Raw genomic sequence first — 26,980 nt, 5'->3', positions numbered from 1 at the left:
GCGGCGCCGGTCGTCCTACTCTCGATGACGGGTGTCGTCACGCCCGCCGTGCCGGACACCTGAGCAGGTGAGCCGGTGAACTGCTGTCGTTCCGGGCGCCCCGTCTCCCGGAGGTCTGGAGCTCGTGTGACAGGGAACGCCACCACCCGGTTCGGCAACGTCTCGCTGCTGTCCGTGCAGAGCCGCCTGCCCGGTGGGGTACGCACGTCCGCCGACGTGCAGGACCGGCTCGCGCCCGCGCTGCGGCGCCTCGGCCTGCCGCGCACGTTGCTCCAGCGCGTCGCCGGGGTGCACGAGCGGCGCGCCTGGGCGCCGGGCGAGGACGTGACGTCCGCGACCGTCGCCGCCGGCGAGGACGCGCTGCGCGTCGCGGGTGTCGACCCCAGCGACGTCGGGCTGCTCATCAACACGTCGGTCACGCGCAAGCACCTGGAGCCGTCCGTCGCCGTGGGGCTGCACCACGGCCTCGGGCTGCCGAGCTCCGCGGTGAACTTCGACGTCGCGAACGCGTGCCTCGGGTTCATCAACGGCATGAGCATCGCCGCGGGCATGATCGAGTCCGGGCAGATCCGCTACGCCGTCATCGTGAACGGGGAGGACGCCGACGACATCCAGGACGTGACCGTCGACCGGCTGCTGCGCGGTGACGCCGGCCGCGACGACTTCATGGCGGAGTTCGCCACCCTCACCCTCGGCTCCGGGGCCGCGGCCGCCGTCCTCGGCCGCGCCGACGAGCACCCCGAGGGGCACCGTGTCCTCGGGGGCGTCACCCGCGCCGCGACCCGGCACCACGCCCTCTGCGTCGGCAGCACCGACGGGATGTTCACCGACGCGCAGGCGCTGCTCGAGGGCGGGCTCGAGCTCGTCGTCGACGCCTGGAAGGACGCCGTCGCCGAGTGGGACTGGGGCACGATGGACCGGTACGTCACCCACCAGGTGTCCAAGGTGCACACCCGTGCCATCACCGAGGCGGTCGGGCTGGACCGCGCCAAGGTCCCCACCACGTTCCCCACCCTGGGCAACGTCGGGCCCGCGTCCGTCCCGATCACGCTCGCCCACGAGCAGGAGTCCCTGCGGACGGGCGACCGCGTCCTGCTCATGGGCGTCGGCTCCGGCATCAACACGGCGATGATGGAGCTGGCCTGGTGACGACCCGTACCGCGAGCCCGGTCCCGCCCGGGCTCCCGGGCCTCGACGTGCGCTTCAGCCACGTCCTGACCGTCCCCGCGGCCCGTCGAGCGTCTCTGAAAGTCCGGCACGGGGCCCCGGATCCGGACGTTCAGAGACGCTCGACGGTCGAGGACGGCGACGACGTCGAGTGGCACCACCTCGACAACGGGCCCGTCCTCGCCGCGCACGGCATCACGCCCGTCGGCACCGTCCTGGCCGTGCACGGCAACCCCACCTGGTCGTACCTGTGGCGGGACGTCGTGGCGCTCGCCACGGACCGCGCCCTCGAGGCCGCGGCCGCCACCGGGGAACACCCCGGAGCCGTCCCCGGCGCGTGGCGCGTCGTCGCCGTCGACCAGCTCGACATGGGCCTGTCCGCCCGCACCGGCCGGCGCCGCACCCTCGCCGACCGCGTCGGCGACCTCGGCGCCTTCACCGACGCCCTCGGCCTCGACGGCCCCGTCGTCACCCTCGGCCACGACTGGGGCGGCGTCGTCTCCCTCGGCTGGGCCGTCGACCACCCCGAGCAGCTCGCCGGCGTCGCACTCCTCAACACCGCCGTGCACCAGCCCGACGGCGTCCCGATCCCCGCGCCGTTGCGCCTCGCGCTCGCCCGCGGCGTGCACCGCCTCGGCACCTCCACGACCCGCGCGTTCCTGGAGACCACCCTCGCGCTCGCCCGGCCCCGGCTGCCCCACGACGTCGCCGACGCCTACCGGCTGCCCTACCGCACCGCCGCCGACCGCGCCGGGATCGAGCAGTTCGTCGCCGACATCCCCGCCACGGCCGACCACCCCAGCCGCACCGAGCTCGACCGTGTCGCGGCGGGCGTCGCCCGCCTCACCGTGCCCGCCCTGATGCTGTGGGGCCCGCACGACCCGATCTTCTCCGACCGGTACCTCGACGACCTCGTGCACCGCCTCCCGCACGCCCGCGTCCACCGCTTCGCGGGCGCCGGGCACCTCGTCGCGGAGGACGTCGACGTCGCGGGGCCCGTCCTCGACTGGTTGGGGACGGCCGTGGGCCCCGGCGCCGTGGTCGGGTCGCCGGCCAGCCCGGGCGTCGCGCGCGCGGACGCGTTCACGGGCCCCGGGGGGCCCTCCACCTCGGGACTGACGTCCGCGCCTGCGACGTCCGACCCGGCCGGCTCGGATGCGGCCGTCGCCTCGGGCCTCGGCCTCGGCGCGGCGGGCGACGACCTCACCTCGGGTACGGCGGGACCGGGCGACGAGAGCACGTCCGCGGTCGTCGACGGCGCCGATCCGGCTGGGTTCCGGCCGATGTGGGCCGGGCTGGACGAGCGCGCCGCGTCGTCGACGGCGGGGGAGCCCGCCGTGCTGGACCAGTCCGGGTCGGGACCGGCGAGCGTGAGCTGGCGGGCGCTGGACCGGCAGGTGCGGCGCATCGCCGCGGGGCTGCACGGCATCGGGGTGCGGCGCGGCGACCGCGTGTCGCTGCTCGTGCAGCCCGGGCCGACCCTCACCGCGCTCGTCTACGCGTGCCTGCGGATCGGGGCCGTGGTCGTCGTCGCCGACGCCGGTCTCGGCGTGAAGGGCCTGACGCGCGCCCAGCGGGGCGCGTGGCCCGGCTACCTGGTCGGGCAGACGAAGGCGCTCGCGGCGGCGCGGGCGTTCGGCTGGCCGGGTGTGCGGATCTCCGCCGACCCGCTCGACCCGGTGGTGCGGCGCGCGCTCGGGGTGGACCACGAGCTGGTCGACGTCGCCCGCGCCGGGGACGTGCTGGACCTGCCGCCGGAACCCGGTCCTGACGACGAGGCGGCCGTGCTGTTCACGTCCGGGTCGACCGGTCCGGCGAAGGGCGTCGTGTACACGCACGCCCGGCTCGCGGCCCTGCGGGACGCCCTCGCGCGACACTTCGACGTCGGCCCCGACACGGGCCTGGTGACGGGGTTCGCGCCCTTCGCGCTGCTCGGCCCCGCGCTCGGCACCCGCTCGGTGACCCCCGACATGGACGTGTCCGCACCGCGCACCCTCACGGCGCGGGCCGTCGCGGACGCCGTGACGGCGTCGGACGCGCGCATCGTGTTCCTGTCCCCGGCGGCGATCCTGAACGTGGTCGACACCGCGGGCGGGCTCGACGCCGACGACCGCGACGCCCTCGGCCGCGTCGAGACGTTCCTGTCCACCGGGGCGCCCATCAGCGAGGCCCTGCTGACGTCCGCGCAGCAGCTCATGCCCGGGGCGACGCCGCACACGCCGTACGGGATGACGGAGTGCCTGCTCGTCACCGACGTCACGCTCGACGGGGTGCGCGCCGCCGCGGCGGCACCCGACGCCGGGGTGTGCGTCGGCCGCCCCGTCGGCGGGGGGCGGGTGCTCGTCAGCGCGCTCGACGACTCCGGCGCCGCCGTCGGCACGCCGTCGGACATCCCCGGCGTGCTGGGGGAGGTGCTGGTCAGCGCGCCGCACCTCAAGGAGCGGTACGACCGGCTGTGGCTCACGGACGTCGCCGCCGAGCGGGACACCCCGCCGGGACACTGGCACCGCACCGGCGACGTCGGGCACCTCGACGCCGACGGCCGCCTGTGGATCGAGGGACGGCTCGCGCACGTCCTGGTGACGGCCGACGGTCCGCTCGCCCCCGTGGGTCCCGAGCAGGGCGTGGAGCGGGCCGAGGGCGTGCGTCGCGCCGCGGTCGTCGGGGTCGGCCCCGCGGGGGTGCAGCAGGCGGTCGCCGTCGTCGAGACGGTCCCGCCTGCACGACGTCCGGGGCTCGCGCCCGACGACGTCGCCGCGGACGTGCGCGCGTCGTCGCCCGTGCCGCTCGCCGCCGTCCTCGTGCTGCCGCAGATGCCGACCGACGTGCGCCACAACTCCAAGATCGACCGCGCGAGGCTCGCCGCGTGGGCGTCCGGCGTGCTCGCCGGGGGCGGGGTGGGCGAGCCGTGACGGTGCTGGTCACCGGCGCGTCCGGGCTGCTCGGCGGGTCCGTCGCCCGCGTCCTCGCCGAGCGCGGCGACACCGTGCGCACGTTCCAGCGCCGCACCTCCGGGGTGGCCGGCGTCGAGGACGCGGCCGGATCCCTCTCCGATCCCGCGGCCGTGGCCGCCGCGCTCGACGGCGTCACCGCCGTCGTGCACCTCGCCGCGAAGGTGTCGCTCGCGGGCGACCCGGCGGAGTTTGAGGCCGTCAACGTCGAGGGCACCCGCCGGCTGCTCGACGCGGCCGACCGGGCCGGGGTGACGCGGTTCGTGCAGGTGTCGTCGCCGTCGGTCGCGCACGCCGGGTCGTCGCTCGTCGGTGCGGGCGCGGAGGCCGCCGACCCGGCCCGCGCCCGCGGCGAGTACGCGCGCACCAAGGCCGCGTCCGAGCTGCTGGCGCTGTCGCGGGACCGCGGCCCCGCAGCCGTCGGGCGGCGAGCTTCTCTGAAAGTCCCGCATCAGCCCTCCGAGCCGGACTTTCAGAGACGCTCGACGGGGGACGGGTTCAGCGTCGTCGCCGTCCGACCGCACATCGTGTGGGGGCCGGGGGACACCCAGCTCGTCGAACGGGTGCTCGACCGCGCCGCGTCGGGCCGGCTCCCGCTGCTCGGCCACGGCGCCGCCCTCATCGACACGACCTACCTGGACAACGCCGCCGACGGGATCGTCGCCGCCCTCGACCGCGCCGAGGCCGTCCACGGCCGCGCGTACGTCCTCACCAACGGCGAGCCGCGCACCGTCGCCGACCTGCTCGCCGGCATCTGCCGCGCCGGCGGCGTCGAACCGCCGCGGTGGCGCGTGCCCGCCGGGATCGCCCGCGGCGCCGGCGGGCTCGTCGAGAGGCTGTGGCAGGTGCGGCCCGGCACCGACGAGCCGCCCATGACCCGGTTCCTCGCCGAACAGCTCTCCACCGCCCACTGGTTCGACCAGCGCGCCACCCACGCCGACCTGCACTGGCGGCCCGCCGTCAGCATCGACGAGGGGTTCCGGCGGCTCGCCGCGCACTACGGCGGCACCGCCCGCTGACCGCCCTCCCGCCGACCGGGCGGCCCATCCGCCGCCGTCCGGAAAGCACGTGCACGGTGCACCGCCCCCGAGCCACACTCGACCGATGACGCTGATCCTGCGCCCGCCCACCGTCGCCGACGAGCCCGTACTCCGGCGCCTCCACGCCGAGCTCGCCACCGAGGACTTCCCGTTCCTCCTCGCCGACGGCCCGTGGGACGAGATGCTCGCGACCTGGGGGCGCGAGGCCGCGGGCGTCGACCTGCCGCCCGGGCGGGTCCGCGCGGACTTCCTCGTCGCCGATGTCGACGGGGTCCCGGTGGGGCGCGTGTCGATCCGGTACGAGCTGAACGAGTTCCTGCGGGAGGTCGGCGGGCACGTCGGCTACGCCGTCGGCCGGGAGCACCGCGGCCGCGGGCACGCCCGCGAGGTGCTCCGGCAGTCCGTGGAGCGCCTCGCCGGGTCGGGCGTCGACCGCGTCCTGGTCACGTGCGACGACGACAACCTCGCCTCCGCCGCCGTCATCGAGGCGTGCGGCGGCGTGCTGGAGGACCACCGCCGCACCGACGACGGCATCCTGCGGCGCCGGTACTGGATCGACGCCACCCGGTCCTGACCGGACCCGCGTGCCCGACGCCCCCCGGGGCTCGGCCACCGCCCGGCCCCCGGGGACGACCGGCGGCGCGGGTCAGAGAGCCAGGTCCACCCACACCAGCCGGTGGTCGCTCGACGGGAACGGGTACACGCCCGTCAGGCGGGACAGGGGGTCCGCGAGCGTCGGCCAGAACACGCCCGCGTCACGCACCCGTAGGTCCCGGGACGGCAGCACGTAGTCGGCGCGCAGGTTGCCGGGGGCGCCGTCCGCGAAGTCCGCCGTGTCGAGCGCCGGGTCCCCGGTGTGCGTCAGGTTCGCGCCGCCCTGCAGCACGGCCGCCTCCACCGCGCCCTGCGACGTCGGCATCGGGTCCGTCACCCGACGGTTCCCCAGGAGCTGGTCGATCGCCCCGTCGAACGAGTCGCCGTCGTGCGGGTCCGCGTTCTGGTCCCCGACGACGACGAAGCTCGCACCGCGCGGCAGCCCGCCCCGCCGACCTGCGTCGTCGTACACGTACCGCGCCGTCGCCCCGCCCGTCGCGTAGTCGGCCCAGAACCGGATCTCGTCGTGGTTGCGGCGCCCGTTGCGGTCCTCCGGACCGTCGAACGTCGGCGGCGTCGGGTGCGACGCCAGCACGTGCACCGTCTCGCGGCCCACCCGCACCGGCACGTCCCAGTGCGACTTGCTGGACAGCCGCACGACCTCCAGCTCCTCCGGGGAGAACCAGTCCGCCGGCGCGTCCGTCGACGGGTCGTCCGGCAGCGCAGCCCCCGGCACGTCCTTCCACAGGAAGTGCTGGAACGTGCGCACCTTGCGCGTGTCGATCGGGTACCGCGACAGCACCACCATCCCGTACTGCCCCTCGAACAGGCCGAACCCGAACGCGTCGTCACCCCCGCCGACCGTCCCGTCGTTGTTCAGGTCGAACCCGCTCGCCACCCCCGTGTTCGACGGCGCCGAGTACGCATACGGGTAGCGCACCGGGTCCGCGCCGCCCTGCGACACCTCCAGGTAGTTCTCCCGGAACAGGTCCACCGCCCGGCCCTCGGCGTCGAAGTCGAACTCGTTGAGCAGCACCACGTCCGGTGCCGCCCGCTGGATCACCTCCGCCACCGTGCGCGCCTGCGCGTCGTCGGGCGACGACAGGTCCGCGACCAGACCGCCCTCCGTCGCGCGGTTCAGGGACAGGTTGTACGTCGCGACCCGCAGCGCACGGTCCGCGCCGTGGCCGTGCGGGTCGCGTCCCGGGGCGTCGCCGCGGCCGTGGGCGCTCGCGGCCAGGGGGACGAACGTGCTGGACAGGGCCACGGCCAGGCGCCGTGGCAGCGGTGAGGAGGCGTCGTCGCGTCATCCCGCCACGCTAGGCGCCGGGCGTGACGGCGGCATCAACGGGCGGTGAACTCCCGTGACGATGCTCCCGCCAGGACCGCGCCGGGCGCCCCGTCCGTCCCCGGCGGGCGGGGACGGACGGGGCGCCCGCGCTCGGGCCGTCAGTGGTGGTGGTGGTGCCCGTGCCCCTTCAGGGAGTACCGGACGAGCTGGCCGTCCGGCGGCGTGTCCTCACCCGGCAGGACGTTCACCGTGGCGAGCAGCCCCGAGCGGGACAGCTCGAGGTCGCCCGGCAGCGGCACCGACACGAGCGTCATCCGGTGGTGGTGACCCACCATCGTGATCTCGCCGCCGAACATCTGCGCGACGTACACCATGCCGTGCCCGTCCACCGCGAGGCCCGTGGGGGACAGCAGCCCGGTCGCGACCGTGCTGACCTTCCCCGACGACGGCGACACCGTCACGACCGACCCGCGCGCACCCAGCGAGGCGTCCTCCGGACCGCCCGGCAGCAGCGACACGAAGAGCTGACCGCGCGGGCCGACCTCCACGTCCGTCGGCACCGGCTCGAACCAGTACTCGTAGCCGTCGACGCAGGTCGGCAGGCCCTGCGCCTCCGCGACCTCCGCGGTCACCGTCACCGGCTGCGGGGGGAGCACCGCCACCGTGCGGACCGTGCCGCGCGCGTCCACCGACACGATGGTGTTGCCGCCGGCGTCCGCGACGTAGGTCGTGCTGCCGTGCGACACCGACGCGTACGGGTGCGAGTCCACCAGGCCCGTGTACGCCGCCGGGAAGTCGGGCGGGAACAGGTCCGCGCACGACGCCGGCAGGTCACGGAACCCGTACGTCGTCGCGCCGTCGGGGTTCTTCGTCGCCTCGAAGCCGCCGAGGTCGGCGACCGTGCGGGCGGTCCCGCGCGGTGTGCCCTTCGGCGACACCGCGATCTTCTTGAGCACCGTCTGCTCGCCCGTCTCGGCGAACGTGACCGTGCCGCCGCGGTAGCTGACGGCACCCACCTCGGCGCCGTCCGAGGCGTGCACCACCGAGGTGGACCCGTCCTTGCCGACCGCCGTGAGCAGCCCGGCGAAGTTCTGGCTGAGGAACGTGGTGCCGTGCGGGCCCGCCGCCAGGCTCAGCGGGGACACGAGACCGGATGCGAGGGTCCGCGACGGCGGAGGGGACGGGTCCTTCGACCCGTGGGCGACCGCCGGGGCGGCGGCGAGGACGAGCGCGGCCGTCGTGGCCGCGAGCAAGGACAGGGGACGTCTCATGGAGCACTCCAGGCAGGTGCAGGAGGAGATCGGGGTGCGGCCGATGGCGGCGCGGTGGCGCTCGACGCTGACGCGGGTGCGCGGGACGGCCCGGGGGCCGGGGCGGGTGCCGGTCGACGATGACGCGGCACAGTCGAGTGTCAGCCCGACCCCGGTGATTCACCAGCGGTCGCCCGGGTGAATCCCGGGACACTTGTCGGTGCCCCGGGGCACGATGGCAGGACCGACCTGGAGGACGTCATGAGCGCACCGCACGACAGCCCCACCCGGACCTACCCGCAGGGCGTGCCCTGCTGGATCGACCTCGAGGTGGACGACGTCGACGCCGCCCTCGCGTTCTACGGTGCGCTGTGCGGGTGGCGGTTCACCGAGAAGCTGCCGCCGGGCGCACCCGGACGGTACGTCGTCGCGTCGCAGGACGGCACCGACGCGACCGCGATCGCGGCGATCGCCTCGCCGTCCACGTCCGGTGCGCCCCGTTCCACGTGGAACACGTACCTCGCGGTCGACGACGCCGCCGCGTCGGCGGCCCGGGTCCTCGGGTTGGGCGGGACCCTCGACGGCGTCGTCGAGGTGGTCGGCCCTCCGGAGGAGCCCGCAGGCCACCTGGTCCGGTTCCGCGACCCGCAGGGCGTGCCGTCCCGGCTGTGGCAGGCGGGCACCCGGATCGGCGCGCAGCGCGTCAACGAGCCCGGCACCTGGAACTTCAGCAACCTGCTCACCGACGACCAGGACGCGGCGCTGGCCTTCTACGGGCCGCTGCTGGGCTGGACGGTCGGCGAGCTCGGGTACGGGATGGTGCGCGTCGAGGGGTACGGCGCGCACCTCGCGGCGACCGTCGACCCGGGCATCCTCGAACGGCAGGAGCACGTGCCGGCCGGTTTCGCGGACGTCGTCGCGGGTATCGGGCCGGCCGAGGGGACGCCCCGCTGGGTCGTCGTGCTCGCCGTCGCCGACCGGGACGCCGCCGCGGCGACCGCCATCGAGGCCGGAGCCACGCTGCTCACCACCGAAGACACCGAGTGGACCAAGGAGGCCACGATCCGGGACCCGTTCGGTGCGGAGCTGGTGCTGTCCCAGTTCGACCCGCCCGAGGAGTACCTCGCCGCGGAGGCGGCAGCGCTGGGCTGACCGCCGCCGCGAGGCAGGGGCCCGACGTCCGGGCTGCTCGCGTGGCGTCAGGCGCGCCGCGCCTGCACGAACACCACCTCGTCGCCGAGCAGCGGCATCCGCCCGACGGCGCGGGAGCCCGTCAGGCCCGCACCGGTCAGCAGCCGCTCGATCCCGCCGTCGGCGTTGTCGGCGTCGTGGGTGCGGCTGCCCGGGCCGTGGCCCGGCTGGCGTCGGCCCGGGCGGTGCCGGTGCGCGCCCTCGTCGTGCGAGGGGTGGTCGCGCGGCCCGTCGTGCGGGGCGTCGTCGTGCCCGTGGCGATGAACCGACCCGTGGTCGCCCGCGAAGTCGGCGATCGTCACCGTGCCTCCCGGCCGCAGCACGCGGGCGATCTCCGCCGCGAGCAGCACCTTCTCCGGCAGCGGCACGTGGTGCAGCGCCAAGGACGACACGACGTGGTCCTGGCTCCCGTCCGGCACGGGCAGCCGGTGGGCGAACCCGCGCACCAGCGTCACCTCCGCCGGGCGGCGCCGGAGCTTGCGCGCGGCGCGGCGCAGCGAGTCGGCGTCCGGGTCCAGGCCCGTCACGACCGCGTCGGGGGCCGTGCGCACGATCTCACGCGTGAGGTTCCCGGTGCCGCAGCCCACGTCGAGCACGTGCTCACCGGGCCTGACCCCGGCCACCTCTGCCGTGCGGCGGTACAAGCGACCGAGCCCCCGGAAGCGAGCCACGACGTCGTACCAGGGCATCAGCCACCCCCGGGACATGCCCGGCAGGAACGTGTGGTCCGACTCGTCCGGGCGGACGTCGTCGAGCAGGGTCACGGGCACGAGCAGCCTCCACAGGGACGAAGTCCTCCCATGGTGCCCGCACCGTCCGCCATCGTGACAACGGGCTTGCCGGACCGGCAAACGTGCGCGCCTCCACCGATCGGCCCTCCGGTCGCCGGGTCTCCGGTCGCCGCAGCGCGCGAGCGCCGGGCGCTCGGCCGCCGCCGGCCCCCCCGGATCGTCCACGGCCACGTCACCGTCGATGCCGAGATCGTCCGAACGACGGTCGAGCACGATCTGGACGGGTCCACTGCTGCACCCCGGTGCATCGGTCGCGCCCCGTGAGCTTCCTTACGATGGCGTGATGCCTGTGGATGGAGCCCGCCCGCCCAGCACCGCCTATCTCGACCACCTCGCCGCCGAGGCCGAGCTGCGCCGCCGGGCCGCCGTCGTCGAGCCCGGCCCCCGGTCGCCCGACGACGCGACGCCCGGCGGGGCTCCCGCCGTGCTCGCCGGGGTGGTCGACGCCGCAGCGTCCGCGCTGGAACCGGAGCTCGCCGCCGTCGTCCGCACGCTGCACGCCCACCCGGAGACGGCGTTCGAGGAGCACGACAGCGCGCGCACGCTGGTCGCCCTGCTCGCCCGGCACGGCATCGCGGCCGAGACGGGGACCGGTGGGGTCGCGACGGCGTTCCGCGCGACGCTCGGGCCGGGCGGCGGCCCGACGATCGCGATCTGCGCCGAGTACGACGCCCTGCCGGAGATCGGCCACGCGTGCGGCCACAACGTCATCGCGGCGGCGGGCGTCGGCGCGTTCCTCGCGCTCCAGGACGTCCTGCAGGCCACGGACGCCCCCGCCGGCCGGGTCGTGCTGCTCGGCACCCCCGCCGAGGAGGGTCACACCGGCAAGGAGGTCCTCGCCCGCGCCGGGGCGTTCGACGACGTCGACGCCGCGATCATGGTGCACCCGTACGGCGCGGACGTCGCCGACCAGGTGTGGCTCGGCCGCCGGCTGCTCACGTGGACGTTCACCGGTCGCAGCGCGCACGCCTCCGCGCAGCCCTTCATGGGCCGCAACGCGCTCGACGCGGCGAACCTCGCGTACACCGGCGTCGGGCTGCTGCGCCAGCAGCTGCCGCCGTCCGACCGGGTGCACGCCATCATCACCGACGGCGGCACCCGCCCCAGCGTCATCACCGAGCGGGCCGGCGTGCGGCTGTACGCCCGCTCGAAGTACCCGGACACGCTGCGGGACCTGTCGCGACGCCTCGACGACGTCGCCCGCGGGGCCGCGCTCATGACCGGCACCGACGTGCAGATCGGCTGGGACGACGGCGCTCACCCGTCGCTCCCGGTGCGCACCAACGCCGCGCTCACCGCCCGCTGGGTGGCCGCGCAGCAGCGGCGCGGCCGCGACGTGCTGCCTGCCGGCGTGGTGTCCGAGACCCTGGCGGCCTCCACCGACTTCGGCAACATCAGCTTCCGTGTGCCGGGCATCCACCCGCTCATCCAGGTCGCCGACCCGGCCGTCGCACTGCACACCACCGGCTTCGCCGCCGCCGCCGGGTCCGCCCGCGCGGTCGCCGCCGCCGTCGACGGCGCCGCCGGGCTCGCGCTCACCGCGCTCGACTACCTGTGCGACGACGGGCTCCGCGCCGCCGTCCACGACGAGTTCGCCGCCGCCGGCGGAGCGATCGACGTGCCCTCCTACTTCGACTGACCGGCGCGCCGGCCGCGTCCGTGCGAGCGTGGACGCATGACCGCCGAGAAGCAGCTCCGCCAGGCCGCCCTCGCGCTGCCCGACGTCGTCGAGTCCGAGGGCGCCTTCCGGGTGCACGACGTCGTGTTCGTCTCGGACGTGCCGGGCCTCGGGGTCCAGCTCGCGCTCGACGCCGCGGACGCCGAGACGCTGCTCCGGGAGATCGACGGCGCCGAGGAGTCGCCCGGCGGCGTGGCCGTGGACCTCGACGACCTCGACGGGCAGCAGCTCGACCACTGGGTGCGGCGCGCCTGGCTGGCGTGCGCACCGCCCGAGCTCGTCGAGACGGTGGTCGCGGCGGACTCGGCCGCACCGGGGTCGGTCGGCGACCTGCCGGCTGACATCGGGCGGCCGGCGACCCGGGCGCTCGTGGGCGCCGGGATCACGACGCTCGCGGCGGTCGCGGCACGATCCGACGGCGACCTGCTGGCGCTGCACGGCGTCGGACCGCGGGCCGTGCGCCTGCTGCGCGAGGCGATCGGCTGAACCTCAGGCGCGCAGCGGTGACCCGGCGGCGGTGACGGACACCGCAGGTGCGCGCCCACGTGGCCGAGTTGCCCTGCCCGGCATCCGTCGGGTAGACATCTGCCCAGGTCACGAGCGACCGGCAACACGCCCTCCGCGTGCCGGTCCGGCAACCGCGCCCCTCGCGCACGGTGCCCCAGGAGGAAGACCGGCCCCGCGCCGCCCGGCGCAGGGAAGAGCGAGGTCGACCTCGCCCGGTGCGCCGCGGTGCGTCGTGCGGGACGGCCCTGGACCGGGAGCCCGGCATGTCCTTCACGTTCCGCACCCCGCACGGCACCGTCCACGAGGTCGACGCCGACGACCCGTGCCGCACCGCCCTCAGCTCGCTGGGCGAGCTCGTCTGTCCGGTCCACACGGGGGTGCAGCGGCCACGGTCCCGACGTGTCTGCCGGGCGGAGGTGCGGTCCGTGCGGCTGTGCCAGGTGTGCCTGCGCACCACCGTGCCCCTGCGCAGTTTCAAGGACGCGCAGCGGCACGTCTGCGAGGACTGCCTGCGCCTCGACCGGGAGGTGGCCGTCGCCCGCGGCCTCGACCCGCTGGTCACGACCGTCCAGGGGGAGGGGCTGACGCGTCGCACGACCGCCCACGCGACGCTCGCCCTCGGGGACCTGTGGACGGCCGCGGTGGCGGCCGGTCTGCCGGTGTTCGTCCTCGACGACCACGCGCCCTACTGGGGCGCGGTGCCCACGCGGGACGGGTTCGTCACCGTGGTGCGCGAGCGGACGGTCCGCTTCGCCTGGTTCGACGACTGGCGGCGTCGTCCGTGGGACGCGGCCGAGCACCGGCGTCGGCACCTGGCGTGGGTGCGGGCCGTGCACCCGTCGAGCGACCTCGCCCGCGACCCGGGTGAAATCCGGTGACGGCGGCGGCCGTTCCCCGGCGGACGCGTGACGCGGGCACGCGGATCCGGTACGACATGGGCATGGTGCGCACCTTTCCTCCCGACCCCCGCTTCCCCGACGACGGCGGGGCCGAGCGGGCGGTGTGGGAGGCCCTGGTGGCCGCGCTGCCCGACGGGGCGGCCGTGTTCCACGGTGTCCACCTGCAGGAGGGCTGCCAGGAGTACGAGATCGACGTGCTGGTGGCGTGGCCCGGTGTCGGGGTCGCGGCGATCGAGGTCAAGGGCGGGTACGTCGACCGCGTCGACGGCGCCTGGTGCCAGGGCAGCGGGGACGCGCGGCACCGCATCGACCCGGTCGTGCAGGTGCAGGGCGCGCGCCACGCCCTCCAGGCGCTCCTGCGCGAGCGCGGGGACCTGGCGGCGACGGCCCGCACCGCGCACCTGGTCGCGTTCCCGCACCGGTACGTGCCGTCCACGTGGTCGACCCTCGACCTGCCGCGCGACATGCTCGTCGACCGCGGCGACCTGGAGACGCCCGGTGAGGTGGCCGCCCGGGTCAAGCGTGCGATCGAGCGGCACGGGCAGGGTCATCACTGCCTCGACGACGCCGGGGCGGACGAGCTCGCCGGGTCGCTGGTCGGTGGTCTCCCCGGCCAGTCCGAGCACCTGGCCCGCGCGTTCGAGCACGAGACCCGGCTCGAGCAGATGACCCGCGACCAGTCCCGCGTCCTCGACCTGCTGGGCAAGGCGCCGAGGCTGCGGGTCGTGGGCGGTGCCGGGTCCGGCAAGACGTACCTCGCGCTGGAGCAGGCCCGACGTCGCACCCGGGCCGGGGAGCGGGTGGCGCTGCTGTGCTGCTCGCGCGGCCTGGGGCGGTACTTCGAGCGCATCACCGCGACCTGGCCCGCCCGGGAGCGACCGGCCTGGGTCGGGCTGTTCCACGACCTGCCGCGCGCCTGGGGCGCCACCGGCGGTCGGGACGACGACCCCGACTACTGGGAGCGGGACCTGCCCCTCGAGCTCGGCCGGCTCGCCGGGGAACGCGACCACGCCGACCTGTTCGACACCGTCGTCGTCGACGAGGCGCAGGACTTCGGCGACCTGTGGTGGCCGTCCCTGCTGCGCTGCCTGCGCGACCCCGAGCACGGCGGGCTGCACGTGTTCCTCGACGACGCGCAGCGCGTCTTCCCGCGCGACGGGCAGGCGCCCATCGACCTCGTGCCGGTGACCCTCGACGAGAACCTGCGCTCCACGAAGCAGATCGCCCAGGTCTTCGGGGCGCTGTCGCCCGACGTCGTCAAGCCGCGGGGCCTCGACGGCGCGCCCGTGCGGATCGTGGACGTGCCCGCCGAGCGGGCCGTGGAGGCGGCCGACGACGCCGTCGAGGCGCTCCTCGACGAAGGGTGGGAGCCCGGCCAGGTGGCGCTCCTCGCGACGGGGCGGCGTCACCCGGAGCAGGTGAACGTCGTCGGGACGTCCGGGCACGACGCGTACTGGGACGACTTCTTCGCCGGGACCGACGTGTTCTACGGGCACGTCCTCGGCTTCAAGGGCCTGGAGCGGCAGGTCGTCGTCCTCGCCGTCAACGGGGTGCGGGACGCCGCCCGGGTGCGCGAGATGCTGTACACGGGGCTGTCGCGGGCGCGGACGCTGCTGGTCGTCGTGGGGGACCGGTCGTGGATCGAGGAGGTCGGCGGGGAGGGCGTGCGCCGGCGGCTCGCCAAGGCGGAGGTGTGGACGGCCGTGGGCGCGGGCTGACGGGGCCCGCCGTCACCCGTAGCGGTGCTCCATCCACACGACGACGTCGAACACCCGCAGCGCGGAGACGTCCGGTCCGATGGCGGCCTCGTCGCGCAGCGAGAGCAGGTGGCGGTGCAGCGCCCGGTCGTCGGCGCGGAGCGCGGCGGCGAGCCACGCCCAGAAGGAGCCGGTGGGGGCGACCGCGCCCCGCACGACGGAGTCGTAGACGGGGGCGAGGCGTGGCCGCTTGCGAGCCAGGAGCTTGCCGGCGGTGACCCAGCCGACGCCGTGGAGCCGGGTCAGGGCCGTCCACAGGCGCCAGGCCGGCCAGTCCGGGTGGATGTCGACGGGGTCGACGTCGACGAGGTCGAGGTCGCGGGGGACCGCGGCGAGGAGCTCCGCGAACTCGGCCGCGCGGTCCTCCAGCAGCCAGAGCGCGCTGCGCGGCGGCACCTGCACGGACAGGAGGGTGACGGCGACGAGGTCGTCGGCGGTGAACGTGTCGGCCACGTCGACGGCGTCACCGCCGCCGCGGAACCGTTCGAAGCGGCTCCCGGTCCATCCGGAGCCGTCGGTCACGGTGTCGAAGTAGCACCGGAGGTGGCGGACCGCCTCGTCGCGGCGAGAGCGGCCGAGGATGGCCGGCACGGGGGCGAGGGGGCGTCGGGGGAGGGGCCTCGGGGTGCGGCCGGGTCGTGCGCGGAAGGGCTGCGGAGCGGGGTCGGCGTCGTCACCGGAGTGCATGACGGGACTCTATGAAACCGTTATCCGCCGGGCGGTGGACGAACCGGGTGAACCTCGGGCAGCGCGGGGTGAAAGTCTGCTCAACAGATGCGCGTGTGCAGTTACTGCGCGTAGTGTGGTCGTCATGACGACGCCCTCCCAGGACCGCCCCCGCCTCGACGCCGCCCGCGCCGCGCTCGACGAGGCCGCGACCGCCGCGCCCGGGCACGCCGTCGAACCCCTCGCCCGAGCCCGCGCCCTCCTCGACACCGCCCTCGACGAAGCCATGGCCGAAGCCGTCCTCGACGGCGCCTCCCTGCGCGCCGTCGCCGAGCACGCCGGCATCGCCCCCAACACCGTCCCGCCCCGCCTCGGCCGCACCGCCACCCTCGGCGCCTACGCCACCGACACCGGCCGCGTCACCGCCGACGGCGTCACCCGCGCCCGCTACGACCGCGAACGCGGCACCCCGCCGCCCACCGAACCCCCCGCCGTCGAACCCCTTCGGTTCCGCCGCCGCCACTGACCCGCACGCCGCCACGAAAGGACGCCACCATGGCCGACGCCACCCTCACCCACCTCGTCATGCTCCTCGACCGCTCCGGCTCCATGCAGTCCATCAAGGCCGCCACCCAGGAAGGGTTCGACGCGTTCCTCACCGAGCAGCGCGACACCACCGGCCGCTGCCGCGTCACCCTCGCCCAGTTCGACGACCGCTACGACGAGGTCTACGTCGACCGCGACATCGCCGACGTCCCGCCCCTCGACCTCCAGCCCCGCGGACGCACCGCCCTCCTCGACTCCATCGGCCGCGTCGTCCACACCACCGCCGACCGCATCGCCCGCCTCCCCGAGGACCAGCGCCCCGCCAACGTCGTCGTCGGCATCATGACCGACGGCCACGAGAACGCCTCCACCGAATACACCCACGCCGCCGTCAAGGCCCTCGTCACCGAACGCGAGGAGATCGACGGCTGGACCTTCCTCTACATGGGCGCCAACCAGGACGCCATCGAGGTCGGCGCCTCCGTCGGCATCCCCCAGTCGCGCTCCATGACGTACTCCACCGGGAACGTCCGCGCCGCCTACGCCGCCACCTCCCGCGCCATGACCGACATGCGCGGAGCCGTCGCCGCCGGCGCCGCACCCGCCGCCGCCCGCGACCTCCACGCCGTCTACTCCGACGCCGAACGCACCGCCGCCGCCGGACCCGACGTCCCGGCGCCGCGCACCACCACCAGCTCGGGCGTGCCGCGGGGGCGGGCGCTGCGGCCGGAGGTCGCGCCGCGGGGCCGCGACCCCAGGGTGTGAGAGGTCGAGCGGGCGAGGAGGCTGCCACGGCTGGCGTTTCGTCCGGGTGAAAACGGTCAATGCGTTTTCATGAGTCGGGGTTGGCGTGGCGCAGGACGCCAGCCCTCTCCGGGGGCAACCGGACGATTCGGGCAAGTTCGTCATGACTCCTCGCATGCTTATCCTTTGTTTGCGCATGATGCTCACGTGAAGTGAAACGATCAGGAGGCGTGCGCGAGGCCTAACGAAGGTCCGGATCCATTCATAATCTGCGGAGCGCGGCGGCAAGGAGGGGATCGCGCGCTGCGGCTGATGGAGGATCACGTGAGTTTCGACCTTCCGGTGTCCACGACGGACCTCGGTACGACGACGAGGGACCCGGCGCCCCCCGCGCCACGGTTCCCAGCGGTCTGTGCCGCGCTCGTCGCGCTCCTCGCCGCCGGGGCGTGCCTCGCCGCGTTCCTCTCCGACGGGCGGACGTCAACCGTCGTCTACGGCGCGGTCGGCTACGTGTCCGGGGCGCTGGTCGCCACCGCCCTGTGGAGCGTCCAGCGCGCCGCCGACTCCCGAGCCCGACAGCATCCCGAGTTCCGGCCCCGACCGGTCTGGGGCCAGGTGTCCACGGTCGCGCTGTGGCTCGGTGTGTGCACCGGAATCGGAAGCGCGTTCGCCCTCGCGACAGAGCTGGCCAAGTGGTGAGCCGCACCCGACGCGCGGGCGTGGTCGTCACGGCCGTGCTGCTCGCCCTCGCCGCCGTGCCGGTCGGCACCCTCCCGGCGGGTGCCGCCACCCTGAGCGACGCCGGGGCGGACGCCTTCGCCGAGCTGTCGGCGTGCGTCGCCGGGACCGACCGGCTCGTCGCGTCGATCGTCGTCGACGAGTCTGCCAGCCTGAAGTCGACGGACCCCGCGGACGAACGGGTCGGCGCGGTCGAGGTCGCCGTGGACACGCTCGCCGCGCTCGAGGCCTCCGGAGCCGACGTCGACGTCGAGCTCGCCGTGTTCGGGGAGCAGCACACCCGCCTCGTCGGCTGGGGCTCCCCGTCCGGCGAGCACGGGCAGCGGGTGCGCCAGGCGATCCGCGACGAGCTGCCCTCGCGCAAGGAGGCGCAGCACACCGACTACCGCGAGGCGCTGCACGAGACGCAGGCGTCGATCGCCGCACGCCAGGCGCAGGTCGACGGCGACTCGTGCTCCGCCGTGCTCTGGTTCACCGACGGCAAGCTCGACGTCGGTGCGGACGGTGCCGACCCGGCCGATGAGGACGCCCGCAAGGAGCTCTGCCGGCCCGGCGGGATCGTCGACGGCATCCGCTCCAGCGGCACCACCGTCATCGCGCTAGCCCTGTTCGCCCAGGGCGACGACACGGTGACGCCCCGGAACCGTCACCAGCTGCGCGCCGTCGCCGAGGGCGAGGGGAAGGGCGTGACCTGCGGCACCCTTCCGGTCCCCGACGGTGCGGTCGGTGGCGCCTACTTGCGCGCCGACCAGCCGAGCGCCCTGCGCCGTCTGTTCAGCGGCGCGGGCGCGCTCATGGAGGGCTTCACGCCGAGTGACGGCGGAGCGCTCGCCTGCCCCCTTGACTGCCCCGTCGTCGTCCACGCCGACGCCGCCGTCGGCTCGTTCCGCATCGTCCACGAGGTGGAAGCGGGCGGCGCCCCGATGCGGCTCACCGCACCGGACGGGAGCACCCACGAGCTGACCCGGGGGTCTGGCGGAACCAGCGGCAGCAGCATCTCCACGACGGAGAACGACGGCCTGTTCGTCACCGACGTGACGCCCGGTCCGGCTGGGGCCGGCGACTGGCTGCTTGACGGGGACTCCGGGACCGTCGTCGACCTCTACCACCGGTGGGGCGCGAGCGTCGAGGTCGTGTCCATCGAGGACGCCGACGGGCTGGTCATCGGTGAGGAGAACACGCTCGCCCTGACCGTCCACAGCCTCGACGGGACGGTCGCGCCGCCGTCGCTGTTCGCCGACCCCGTCGGCCTGACGGTGACCGTCGACGGCGAGACCGTCCCCGCGACGCCCCAGGACGACGGCACCTACACGGTGCCCGTCATTGTGCCGGCGGACTCGGTGCCCGCGGAGGTCGAGGTCGCCGTCACGGCGGTCGCGGTCAGCGCCCCCCATCGCGTCCCGCTCGGCCCCGTCGTGGCCGTCGTCGGCGTCCCGACCGTCCTGCCGGCGACCTACCCGACCATCACCCCGACGCGGCTCGACCTGCCCCGTATGCCCGCGGACGAACCGACCACGGCAGCGTTCGACCTGTCCGGGCCTGCCGACGGCGAGACAAGCGCGTGCTTCGGCAGTGCGGCGATCGACGGCCCGGTGCAGGCGGGCCGGATCGACCTCGGCGTCGACGACGGCGCCGCGCCCGGCGGGTGCGTCGTGATCCCTGCGGGCGCCACGGTGTCCGTCCCGGTAACCGTCACCGCCGAGAGCGTGGCCGACGGGTCCTTGTCAGGGACGCTGCCGGTGACGGTGACCGGCGCGAACGGCGGTGAGGAGATCACGCTCGAGGTCCCGGTGTCCGGTTCGATGTTCCGGCCCGTCGACGAGGGGAAGCGCTGGCTGATCCTCATCGCGCTGTTGGTCGGCGCGGTCGGGCTGGCGTGGGCCACCGCAGAGACCGGTCGGCGCCTGGCCGACCGCTACCGGCTCGGCGACGACCTGCGCTACGCGCGGGTCCAAGTCCGGATCGACGCGGGTGGCGTGCGCCGTCGTGACGGCGACCTCCTGATCACCCCCGACGACTTCCGACGTGCCGGGGTCCCGGCAGTCACCTCGCGCTTCGAGGTGGCGGGGCTGGTGTTCGACCGGACGGCGCCGATCGTCCCGCTCCTGCCGATGCAGGGCCGCGTCCGAGCTCACGGCCAGTTGGTGCTGACCGGTGTGGGTACCCCGAGCCACGTCCTGGACGAGAAGGGGAGTGCCGCGCCGGTGCGGTTTCCCGGCACGGGTCACCTGTACCTCCTGCTGCAGCCCCCGGCCGAGCGAACCCCGGAGACCTCGGACGGCCTCGACGCCGACCTGGTCCTGCTGGTGCCCGCACGTCACGGCAGCGTCGGCGGGCCGATCGCCCGGTGGACCGCGGACCTGACGTCGTACACGCAGTGGCCGGAGATCGTCGAGGCCGCCCGTGCTGCGTTCGCCGCCCGGGAACGCGGGAGCGCCCCAGCCGGCCGCAGCCCCCGCCCCGGCCGCCTGCGCCGCGCGGACCGCCGGCCGTCGTCCGCGTCCGAGGCGCCCGCCACCACCGCGACGACGGACCCGGCGGTCCCCGACCTGGTGACCGGTGCACGCCCGGCCGACACAGGCCCTCCGTCCTTCGGCGACGGTCCGCCCTCCTTCGGCGACGGCTCCCCGTCGTCGCCGTCGCGTCGCGGGCGCACCCGCCCCACGTCCTGGGACGATCCGCCGTCCCGGGACCGTCGGGACCCGCCGCCCGCCTCCCAGCCCTCCACGCCGACGTCGTCCGACGACGGTCCGCCGCCCGCCTTCGGCTGACGGCACCCGGGCGACCTCGCCCACCGCACTTCACCCCTCCCACGAAAGGGCCAGCCCGTGCTGCGACCGTTCCTCCTCGTCGGCGTCGGCGGCTCCGGCGGCAAGACGCTGCGCGTGATCCGCGAAGACCTCCAGCGTCGGCTCGCCCAGGCCGGATGGACCGGCGACCTGCCGCAGGCGTGGCAGTTCGTGCACGTGGACGTGCCCACGCACGCCGACGGCAACGACCGCGACCTGCCCGCGCAGCTCCCCGCACGGGACTACAAGGGCCTGGTGTCGACCGGGCTGGACTACCGGACCATCGACTCCGCGCTGCTCCAGACCCCGGGGGAACGGCTGCGCGACGCCGTCGCCACGTGGCGCCCGGACCCGAACAAGGTCAACGTGCCCGCCTCGAAGGGCGCCGGGCAGTACCGCACCCTGGGCCGCATCATCGCCGTCGCCGGGCTCGACCGGATCAGCGACGCCCTCAACGGCGCCCGCCGTGCCCTGACCGGAGCCGAGGTCGCAGGCGAGCTCGCCGACGTGTCCCGCCTGCTCGGCGGGACGACGTCGTCCGTCGCCGCGGACCCCACCGTCATCGTCGTCTCCTCCATCGCGGGCGGGTCCGGCGCCGGTGCCGTCATCGACGTCTGCGACGCGATCCGCTCCTTCGCGGACAAGTGGGCCGACGAGTCCGTCGGTTTCCTCTACGCCCCCGACGTGTTCGACTACCTGCCCGACGAGGCCCGCCGCGGCGTACGCCCGAACTCGCTGGCCACGCTCGCCGAACTCCTCAACGGCTACTGGAACTCCCTCGGCCCGTCCGAGGCGACCACCGAGCTGTTCGCCCGCTACGGCGTCACCCTCGGTGGGTCCGACCGCCGCAGCGGCCCCCGCTACCCGTTCCTCGTCGGCGCCCGGAACTCCAGCGTCACCTACCGCACCCAGAACGACATCTACCGCGCCATGGGCCGCTCCATCGCCTCCTGGGTGGCGTCCGCCGCGCTCCAGGACAGCTTCACCGCGTTCCTCCAGGGCAACTGGGCGTCCGCCGCGTCGTCCATGCCGGACAAGCTGCCCCTGCACAGCGCCGGCACGGAGACGCCGTTCTCCGCCATCGGCTCCGCGCGCGTCGGCCTCGGCCGCGACCGGTTCGCCGACTACGCCTCCGAGCACCTCGCCCGCACCGTCGTCGAGCGCATCACCCGCGAGCACGAGAAGCGGCGCGCCCACGACGACGACCGCACCGAGAAGCAGCTCGTCCGCGACCTCGCCGAAGAGGTGCTGCCCGGGTTCCTCAGCCGGGCCGCCCTCGACGAACGGGGCGAGGACCGCAACGACATCGTCGACGCCCTGCGCCCCGAGACGCTGAAGGAGGACGGCCTGGCGCTCGCGGCACAGATCACCCAGCGGATCCGCGGGGAGATGTCCCCCAAGGGCGAGAAGCCCGAGTGGGTGCGCGACCAGGTCATCGGTACGGTGAGCGACCGCTCCACCGAGTACCTCGATGCGGCCACCGCGGCCCGCCACGCCCGCGGGCGCGAGTGGGTCACCACCGTCCAGGACCGCCTCGGCACCGTGACCGCGCAGCAGGTCGCGCTCAGCGGCGCCGCCGTCACCGAGCAGGTGCTGCGCCGCGTCGCCACCGAGCTCGACCTCGTCCGCGACGAGCTCCAGCAGGAGGCCGCGAAGTACCACCGCTGGGCCACCGACGTCGCAACCCCTGTGCGCGAGGCGCTCGCGGACGAGAAGAGCGGTCTCGTCCTGGCGGCGTCCGAGGTGGTCTCGACCGCCGTCAAGGCGGCGGTGCGCTCCCTGTGGCTGCGCGCCGAGGCGGAGCTGCGCGAGATGGCCGTCGAGCTGGTGCCCGACCTGGTGGCCGGCGTCGTCGAACCTCTCGCCACCGCCGTCCGGTACGCCCACGAGAAGCTCGGCCAGGAACGCGACGAGCAGGGCTCGCCCGTGTCGCTGTGGCCCGAGGGCGACGTCATCCCCGTGCGCCTGCGTCCCGCGCCGAACGAGTTCCTCCTCGACGCGCCCGACGACTACCCGGCGATCCTCGCGGACCTGGTGCAGCGCACCACGGGCTCGCAGGACCCGCTCGACGCCCGCCGCGACGCGGAGCTCCAGGTGATGCTCGGCGTCGACGAGATCGACGGCACCGGCCAGCACCTCGTGCGCCGGACGACGTCGTGGGTCCCGAAGGACCACCGGCTCGCCCCGTCCGCCGCGTCGGTCCCCGCCCGCGCCGCGTTCAGCCTCGCCGCGGGCCAGGGCGACCTGCTCGCCCGGGCGGGCCAGTGGCTCACCAAGGAGGGCACGCGCGTCGGCGCCTACATGGCCGAGGGGCTGCGCGACCACCTCGACCCGGCACGCGTCTCGCCCGCCGAGCACGCCGCCCGCCTCCAGCGGTTCGAGAACCAGCTCGGCGCCGCCCTCCAGGCCGCCGAACCCCTCGTCTCCATCAACCCCGGCGTCCTCGTGCAGGTGCACGGGCAGCACTCCGCCCGCCACCTCAACAAGTTCGGCGAGATCCCCCTGCCCGACAAGTCCCCGGGCCGGTCCGTCTTCCGTCGCGTCCTCGAGTCGCGCGACCAGTGGTCCGACGACATCGAGAAGTCCTACACGGACGGCAACGGCGGCTTCATCGACGTCTTCACGCACCTCGGCGCGCCCTACGAGCCAGTCGTGTTCGACTCGCTCATGCGGCCGATCGCCAGCGACTGGGGTGCCAAGAACAAGGCTGCGGACTCCCGCGCCGAGTTCTGGCGCTGGCGCCGCGCCCGCCCGCTGCACGAGTTCCTCCCGCTGTCCCCGGAGGTCCTCGACGCCATGATCCGAGGCTGGTTCGTCGCCGGCACCCTCAAGCACCTCACGCTCGGCGACGGCGCCGCGACCGTCTACGTGCCGGAGGAGACCGGCGTCGGGGGCAAGCACCTCCCGTTCCCCTCGCCGACCCTGCGCAACCTCGCCGTCGACGGCCCGGAAGGCCTCGCCGTCGTCCTGGAGTCGATCGTCCTCGCCCTCGTCGACGTCAACAGCCAGGAGTCGCTCCAGCCGATCCTGCCGTACACCCGCCTCGTCGTCCTCGGCGGTGCCGGCGGCGTCGCCGGCGACGAGGAGGACCTCAGCGTCGAGCTCAAGCGGTGGGTGCTGCACGGCGAGAACCGCCGCCCCGACGCCCCCGCCCCGACAGGCGACGCCGAAGGCCGCAAGAAGCAGGTCCTCGACCGCCTCGACGCGCTGCGCGCCTCCTACGAGGGCCACTTCGCCGAGATCGCCCGCCGCAGCGAAGCCCTGGAGTTCCCGCCCACCTACGACCTGCGCCACCAGATCCTCGCCGCGCTCGGTGACCTCCACCGCGCCGTCGAGGCCCTCGACGCCGCCCCGGCCGGGACGACGGTGTGGGCATGAGCGACCTCACCGTCTTCGTCGTCGGGGACGACGCTCGCGGCAGCGCGCTCCAGGAGACCGTCGCCCGCTGGGCCGACGAAGGGCTCGTCGTGCCGTCGGTGTGGGTCACGCCGTCCGGCGTCCACGTCGGGACCGCCGGACCGCCGCGCGTCGACGCCGAGCTCGTCGCGCAGCGGTCCCGGGCCGAGGACGACCTCTTCCGGATCGTCGGTCGGCGTCACTTGAGCACCGTGCGGATCGTCGTCGCGCAGGTTCTCACCCTCGACGGCCCCTTCGACCCCGCCCTGCTCACCGCCGCCCAGCACGTCGCCGACGCCCTGCAGGACGCCCTGCCGCAGGCCACCGAGGAGGGCGGCCACTCCACCGCGCTCCTGCGCATCAACCTGCTCGCCCCCGTCAGCGGCGCCTCCGGCGTCCCCCGCGAGGCGATCGCCGACGGGTGGGACGTCAACGTCGTCGTCTCCGCGGAGGACCGCCCCGACGTCGACCGGTCCAACGTCTTCGTCCGCTCACCGGGCAACGCCGTCGGGCACGCCGCCACCGCGATGGTGGTGTGCGGCGGCGCACTCGCCGGCGTCGATGCGGGCGTGTTCGAGGTGCTCGCGCCGCCGCAGTCGACCGCGAACGGCCGCGAGGTCGAGGTGGTGCGGGTCCACGTCCGTGCCGTCGTGGGCGAGGACCTCGAGTCCCGGCTGGCCGCCAGGACCCTCCAGGCCGTGGCCGCCGAACCACAGGGTGCCGCCGCCTTCGTGGAGTGGGCGCGCCTCGCCGTCGACCCCGACCGGATCGTCGACGACCTCACCAAGCACCTCGTGCAGGCCGCACCGTGGGGCTCGGCGGGACCGCCGCGGGTCGACCGGGCCGACCGTCGCCGCTCCGGCGTCCTCGAAGGAGTCGCGGAAGCGGCCCGCTTCAACGCGACCACCTTCGGGGCCGTGCCCCGCTGGGTCGTCGGCAAGCGCATCGCCCGCTTCGAGGACAGTGCCACGCACACCGTCGTCGGCGGCGGCGGAGACACCGTGCTGCGGCTGCGCCCCGGCCGACCCGACGCCATCAAGGGCGCCGTCGCCGACTACCTCCAGGACGTCGACGAGCGGGCCCGCCGCGACGAGCTCGAACGCGAGGCGACGTCCGTCGCCGTCCCCGACCCGCGCTCCTGGGGAGAGCTGCGCACCGTGGCGTTCGCCGCGGTCGACGGCGGCGACCTGCCCGCCGACGTCCCCACGCCCCGCTACGCCGGGAAGCGGGAGATCCTCACCGCCGACCGCGTGGTGCCCGACCCGACCGACACGTTCGACGTCGACGGCGACACCATCACCCCGACCGACCCCACCGTCGGCCGCCGCGTCGAGGCGCGCCTCGACGCCGTCGTCGCCCAGTGGGGCACCGCGCTCGACGAGGCCGAGCGCGAGGTCGCGCGCACCCGGCAGGCGCTCGAGGCGACCCAGGCGCCCCCGGACCCCGACAAGTCGACCGACCCCGGCACCGAGGCGTCCGACGACGCCGCGACGGACACGCCCGACGCGCCCACCGAACCGGACGCTGCGCCGAACGGCGGGAAGTCGCGCCCTGCGAAGAAGCGGGGCCGCAAGCCGGAACCCGACGTCGTCGCCGAGATCGCCGCCCGCGGCGCGGCCCTCGCCGCCGCCCGGTCCGAGCACGAGGCCGCCGAACGCGCCCGCGACGGCATCGTGCTCGCGCACGACGCAGCCCGTTGCGAACGCGACCGCTTCCTCGGGTGGCGTGGCACCGCAGAGTCGTCCGTGCTGTGGCGCCTGCTCGACGACGTCGCCGGACGCCGCGACCAGTACGCCGAGCAGCACGCCCGCGCCCGCGAAGGGCTCGGCGTCGACGTCCCGCCCCACGAGGCGCTCGTCGCCGCCCAGGAACGCCTGGTCGCGCGCTGGCGGGTCCTGCTGCTCGCCGGTCTCGTCGTCCTCGCCGTCGCCGTCCTGTGGCTGCGGTTCGACGGGCAGCCGGAACGCGTTCTCGACTGGGTCGGCTGGGTCGGCGGCACGGTGCTCGTCACCCTCCTGCTCGTCGGTGTCGCCAACCACCGCTACTACCAGGCCACCCGCGCCTACGCGTGGGACGTGCAGACCGTCGCCGACCGCCGCCGGCAAGCGTCGGAGGACGTCGTCTACTACGGGCGGGAAGCGGCACGCCTCGGTCAGCTCTACTCCACCCTCGTCGACTGGGCGACCGTCGTCGGCTGGGTCCTGCACCACCCGCGCGGCACCGTCGTCCCCACGGTCAGCACCCTCGACGACGACGCGGTCGACACGTTCCCCGCCGCGTTCGCCGTCGCCCGGACCGCCGACGAGGACGACATCACCCCGGCGACCGTCGTCACCGCCGTCCAGCGACTGCACCCCGTCGGATGGGCGCGCCAGTGCTTCGACGACGCCTACGACGCCCACCAGGCCGCACAGGCACGCGAGGACGAGGGCGGCTTCATCGCCCCCGACCTCGACACCGTCGCCAGCCAGTACGGTCCACGGAGCCTGTTCACCGAGTTCTGGACGTCCGGCGCCGCCGCCGAGGTCCTCACCGCGAAGGCCGTGGCCGAGCTCCGCGAAGCCGTCCACGAAGAGCTCATCAGCCTCCCCACCCGCCAGGTCGGACGCCTCGGCAGCCACGGCGACGGCGACCTCGCACTCGAACCCGACTACTACCGGGCCGCCGCCGGACGGTCCACCGCGTTCGTCGCCGGGAACTTCGTGTCGTCCGCCCGGCAGACCCGCAAGCACTACGTCGAACGATCCGCGGTCTGGCTGCCGCAGGTCGTCGGCGGCCAGGTCGCCCCCGAGGGCGTGGTGCAGCGGCGCTCGACCACCGACGTCGCCGTCCGCGTCGACGTGTCCCGCCGGCTCGACGCCGGAGACCTCCTGCTGTTCGCCCCGGACACGGACACGTCCGACGAGGTGGCCGACGAGGCGCCCGTCGAACCCGTCACCGTGGCGTCCCGCCCGGTCACGGCCGACGCGCCGATCTTCCACTGAA

19 protein-coding genes and 1 riboswitch are annotated in these 26,980 nt (G+C 75.1%); of the genes, 15 read left to right on the top strand and 4 right to left on the bottom strand.

Translation table 11 applies throughout. The annotated features are described in order from the left end of the window. Positions 1-126 precede the first annotated feature (126 nt). The 4 genes from ATJ88_RS17650 to ATJ88_RS17635 all read left to right on the top strand — a co-directional run bounded on the left by ATJ88_RS17650 (position 127) and on the right by ATJ88_RS17635 (position 5,732). A complete protein-coding gene (locus ATJ88_RS17650; RefSeq protein WP_098464959.1) occupies positions 127-1,149 on the top strand; it encodes a 3-oxoacyl-ACP synthase III in 1,023 nt (340 codons plus the stop codon). Further along, on the top strand, positions 1,146-4,079 hold the full coding sequence (locus tag ATJ88_RS17645; RefSeq protein ID WP_425432695.1) for an alpha/beta fold hydrolase: 2,934 nt from the start codon (positions 1,146-1,148) through the stop codon (positions 4,077-4,079). The genes ATJ88_RS17650 and ATJ88_RS17645 overlap by 4 nt, the downstream gene beginning before the upstream one ends. Beyond that, positions 4,076-5,137, top strand: coding sequence for an NAD-dependent epimerase/dehydratase family protein (locus ATJ88_RS17640; protein ID WP_098465460.1), 1,062 nt, complete (start codon positions 4,076-4,078; stop codon positions 5,135-5,137). The genes ATJ88_RS17645 and ATJ88_RS17640 overlap by 4 nt, the downstream gene beginning before the upstream one ends. Positions 5,138-5,222: 85 nt before the next feature. Next, on the top strand, positions 5,223-5,732 hold the full coding sequence (locus ATJ88_RS17635) for a GNAT family N-acetyltransferase (protein ID WP_098464958.1): 510 nt from the start codon (positions 5,223-5,225) through the stop codon (positions 5,730-5,732). 72 nt (positions 5,733-5,804) lie between these two features. On the opposite strand, the gene ATJ88_RS17630 is transcribed toward ATJ88_RS17635, so the two are convergent. Together ATJ88_RS17630 and ATJ88_RS17625 are read right to left on the bottom strand one after the other, a co-directional pair. Then, positions 5,805-7,019: an endonuclease/exonuclease/phosphatase family protein gene (locus ATJ88_RS17630; protein ID WP_098464957.1), complete on the bottom strand. Its 1,215-nt coding sequence runs from the start codon at positions 7,017-7,019 to the stop codon at positions 5,805-5,807. Positions 7,020-7,201: 182 nt separating this feature from the next. Beyond that, positions 7,202-8,314, bottom strand: coding sequence for a ScyD/ScyE family protein (locus ATJ88_RS17625; RefSeq protein ID WP_098464956.1), 1,113 nt, complete (start codon positions 8,312-8,314; stop codon positions 7,202-7,204). 240 nt (positions 8,315-8,554) lie between these two features. Between ATJ88_RS17625 and ATJ88_RS17615 the strand changes: the two genes are divergently transcribed. Further along, the gene (locus tag ATJ88_RS17615; RefSeq protein ID WP_098464954.1) at positions 8,555-9,445 is read left to right on the top strand and encodes a VOC family protein; all 891 of its coding nucleotides are present in this window, start codon (positions 8,555-8,557) and stop codon (positions 9,443-9,445) included. Between the two features lie 47 nt (positions 9,446-9,492). Here ATJ88_RS17615 and ATJ88_RS17610 read toward each other — a convergent pair whose 3' ends face one another. Continuing rightward, positions 9,493-10,254, bottom strand: a complete 762-nt coding sequence (locus ATJ88_RS17610) for a class I SAM-dependent methyltransferase (protein WP_211287541.1) — start codon at positions 10,252-10,254, stop codon at positions 9,493-9,495. A 304-nt stretch (positions 10,255-10,558) separates the two neighbouring features. On the opposite strand from ATJ88_RS17610, the gene ATJ88_RS17605 reads away from it, so the two are divergent. The 4 genes from ATJ88_RS17605 to ATJ88_RS17590 all read left to right on the top strand — a co-directional run bounded on the left by ATJ88_RS17605 (position 10,559) and on the right by ATJ88_RS17590 (position 15,077). Further along, positions 10,559-11,914, top strand: coding sequence for a M20 family metallopeptidase (locus ATJ88_RS17605; protein WP_098464953.1), 1,356 nt, complete (start codon positions 10,559-10,561; stop codon positions 11,912-11,914). Between the two features lie 36 nt (positions 11,915-11,950). Beyond that, positions 11,951-12,439 carry a helix-hairpin-helix domain-containing protein gene (locus ATJ88_RS17600; protein ID WP_098464952.1) on the top strand — a complete coding sequence of 163 codons (489 nt, stop codon included), beginning with the start codon at positions 11,951-11,953 and terminating at the stop codon, positions 12,437-12,439. Between the two features lie 106 nt (positions 12,440-12,545). Continuing rightward, positions 12,546-12,663, top strand: a riboswitch (SAM riboswitch). A 60-nt stretch (positions 12,664-12,723) separates the two neighbouring features. Beyond that, positions 12,724-13,338 (top strand): hypothetical protein, encoded by a 615-nt coding sequence (locus ATJ88_RS17595; protein WP_141538728.1) that lies wholly within the window; start codon positions 12,724-12,726, stop codon positions 13,336-13,338. A 62-nt stretch (positions 13,339-13,400) separates the two neighbouring features. Then, entirely contained in the window at positions 13,401-15,077 is a 1,677-nt protein-coding gene (locus tag ATJ88_RS17590) for a nuclease-related domain-containing DEAD/DEAH box helicase (protein WP_098465458.1), read from the top strand. Between the two features lie 12 nt (positions 15,078-15,089). Here the strand turns inward: ATJ88_RS17590 and ATJ88_RS17585 are convergent, their stop codons facing one another. Then, entirely contained in the window at positions 15,090-15,803 is a 714-nt protein-coding gene (locus tag ATJ88_RS17585; RefSeq protein ID WP_098464950.1) for a DUF6308 family protein, read from the bottom strand. Positions 15,804-15,927: 124 nt separating this feature from the next. Here ATJ88_RS17585 and ATJ88_RS17580 point away from each other — a divergent pair, with 124 nt between their 5' ends. The 6 genes from ATJ88_RS17580 (at position 15,928) to ATJ88_RS18945 (ending at position 26,979) form a co-directional block, all read left to right on the top strand. Then, on the top strand, positions 15,928-16,308 hold the full coding sequence (locus ATJ88_RS17580) for a hypothetical protein (protein ID WP_098464949.1): 381 nt from the start codon (positions 15,928-15,930) through the stop codon (positions 16,306-16,308). A 29-nt stretch (positions 16,309-16,337) separates the two neighbouring features. Continuing rightward, the gene (locus ATJ88_RS17575; protein WP_211287540.1) at positions 16,338-17,093 is read left to right on the top strand and encodes a vWA domain-containing protein; all 756 of its coding nucleotides are present in this window, start codon (positions 16,338-16,340) and stop codon (positions 17,091-17,093) included. Between the two features lie 303 nt (positions 17,094-17,396). Further along, the gene (locus tag ATJ88_RS17570; protein WP_141538726.1) at positions 17,397-17,771 is read left to right on the top strand and encodes a hypothetical protein; all 375 of its coding nucleotides are present in this window, start codon (positions 17,397-17,399) and stop codon (positions 17,769-17,771) included. Then, entirely contained in the window at positions 17,768-20,581 is a 2,814-nt protein-coding gene (locus tag ATJ88_RS17565) for a VWA domain-containing protein (protein ID WP_141538725.1), read from the top strand. Before ATJ88_RS17570 ends, ATJ88_RS17565 begins: the two co-directional genes overlap by 4 nt. Before the next feature lie 57 nt (positions 20,582-20,638). Further along, a complete protein-coding gene (locus ATJ88_RS17560) occupies positions 20,639-23,977 on the top strand; it encodes a tubulin-like doman-containing protein (RefSeq protein WP_098464946.1) in 3,339 nt (1,112 codons plus the stop codon). Then, positions 23,974-26,979: a hypothetical protein gene (locus ATJ88_RS18945; RefSeq protein ID WP_141538724.1), complete on the top strand. Its 3,006-nt coding sequence runs from the start codon at positions 23,974-23,976 to the stop codon at positions 26,977-26,979. The genes ATJ88_RS17560 and ATJ88_RS18945 overlap by 4 nt, the downstream gene beginning before the upstream one ends. Position 26,980: the final 1 nt, after the last annotated feature.

It is taken from the genome of Isoptericola jiangsuensis (genome assembly GCF_002563715.1).
GTDB lineage: Bacteria > Actinomycetota > Actinomycetes > Actinomycetales > Cellulomonadaceae > Isoptericola > Isoptericola jiangsuensis.
Note: the sequence above shows the minus strand (reverse complement) of the source record. Positions and strands in the feature narration are given on the sequence as shown.

Coding starts and splice junctions, on each gene's coding strand:
- ATJ88_RS17615 (WP_098464954.1), top strand. CDS start 8,555: ATGAGCGCACCGCACGACAGCCCCACCCGGACCTACCCGCAGGGCGTG.
- ATJ88_RS17575 (WP_211287540.1), top strand. CDS start 16,338: ATGGCCGACGCCACCCTCACCCACCTCGTCATGCTCCTCGACCGCTCC.
- ATJ88_RS18945 (WP_141538724.1), top strand. CDS start 23,974: ATGAGCGACCTCACCGTCTTCGTCGTCGGGGACGACGCTCGCGGCAGC.
- ATJ88_RS17635 (WP_098464958.1), top strand. CDS start 5,223: ATGACGCTGATCCTGCGCCCGCCCACCGTCGCCGACGAGCCCGTACTC.
- ATJ88_RS17585 (WP_098464950.1), bottom strand. CDS start 15,803: ATGCACTCCGGTGACGACGCCGACCCCGCTCCGCAGCCCTTCCGCGCA.
- ATJ88_RS17605 (WP_098464953.1), top strand. CDS start 10,559: ATGCCTGTGGATGGAGCCCGCCCGCCCAGCACCGCCTATCTCGACCAC.
- ATJ88_RS17580 (WP_098464949.1), top strand. CDS start 15,928: ATGACGACGCCCTCCCAGGACCGCCCCCGCCTCGACGCCGCCCGCGCC.
- ATJ88_RS17590 (WP_098465458.1), top strand. CDS start 13,401: ATGGTGCGCACCTTTCCTCCCGACCCCCGCTTCCCCGACGACGGCGGG.
- ATJ88_RS17625 (WP_098464956.1), bottom strand. CDS start 8,314: ATGAGACGTCCCCTGTCCTTGCTCGCGGCCACGACGGCCGCGCTCGTC.
- ATJ88_RS17600 (WP_098464952.1), top strand. CDS start 11,951: ATGACCGCCGAGAAGCAGCTCCGCCAGGCCGCCCTCGCGCTGCCCGAC.
- ATJ88_RS17595 (WP_141538728.1), top strand. CDS start 12,724: ATGTCCTTCACGTTCCGCACCCCGCACGGCACCGTCCACGAGGTCGAC.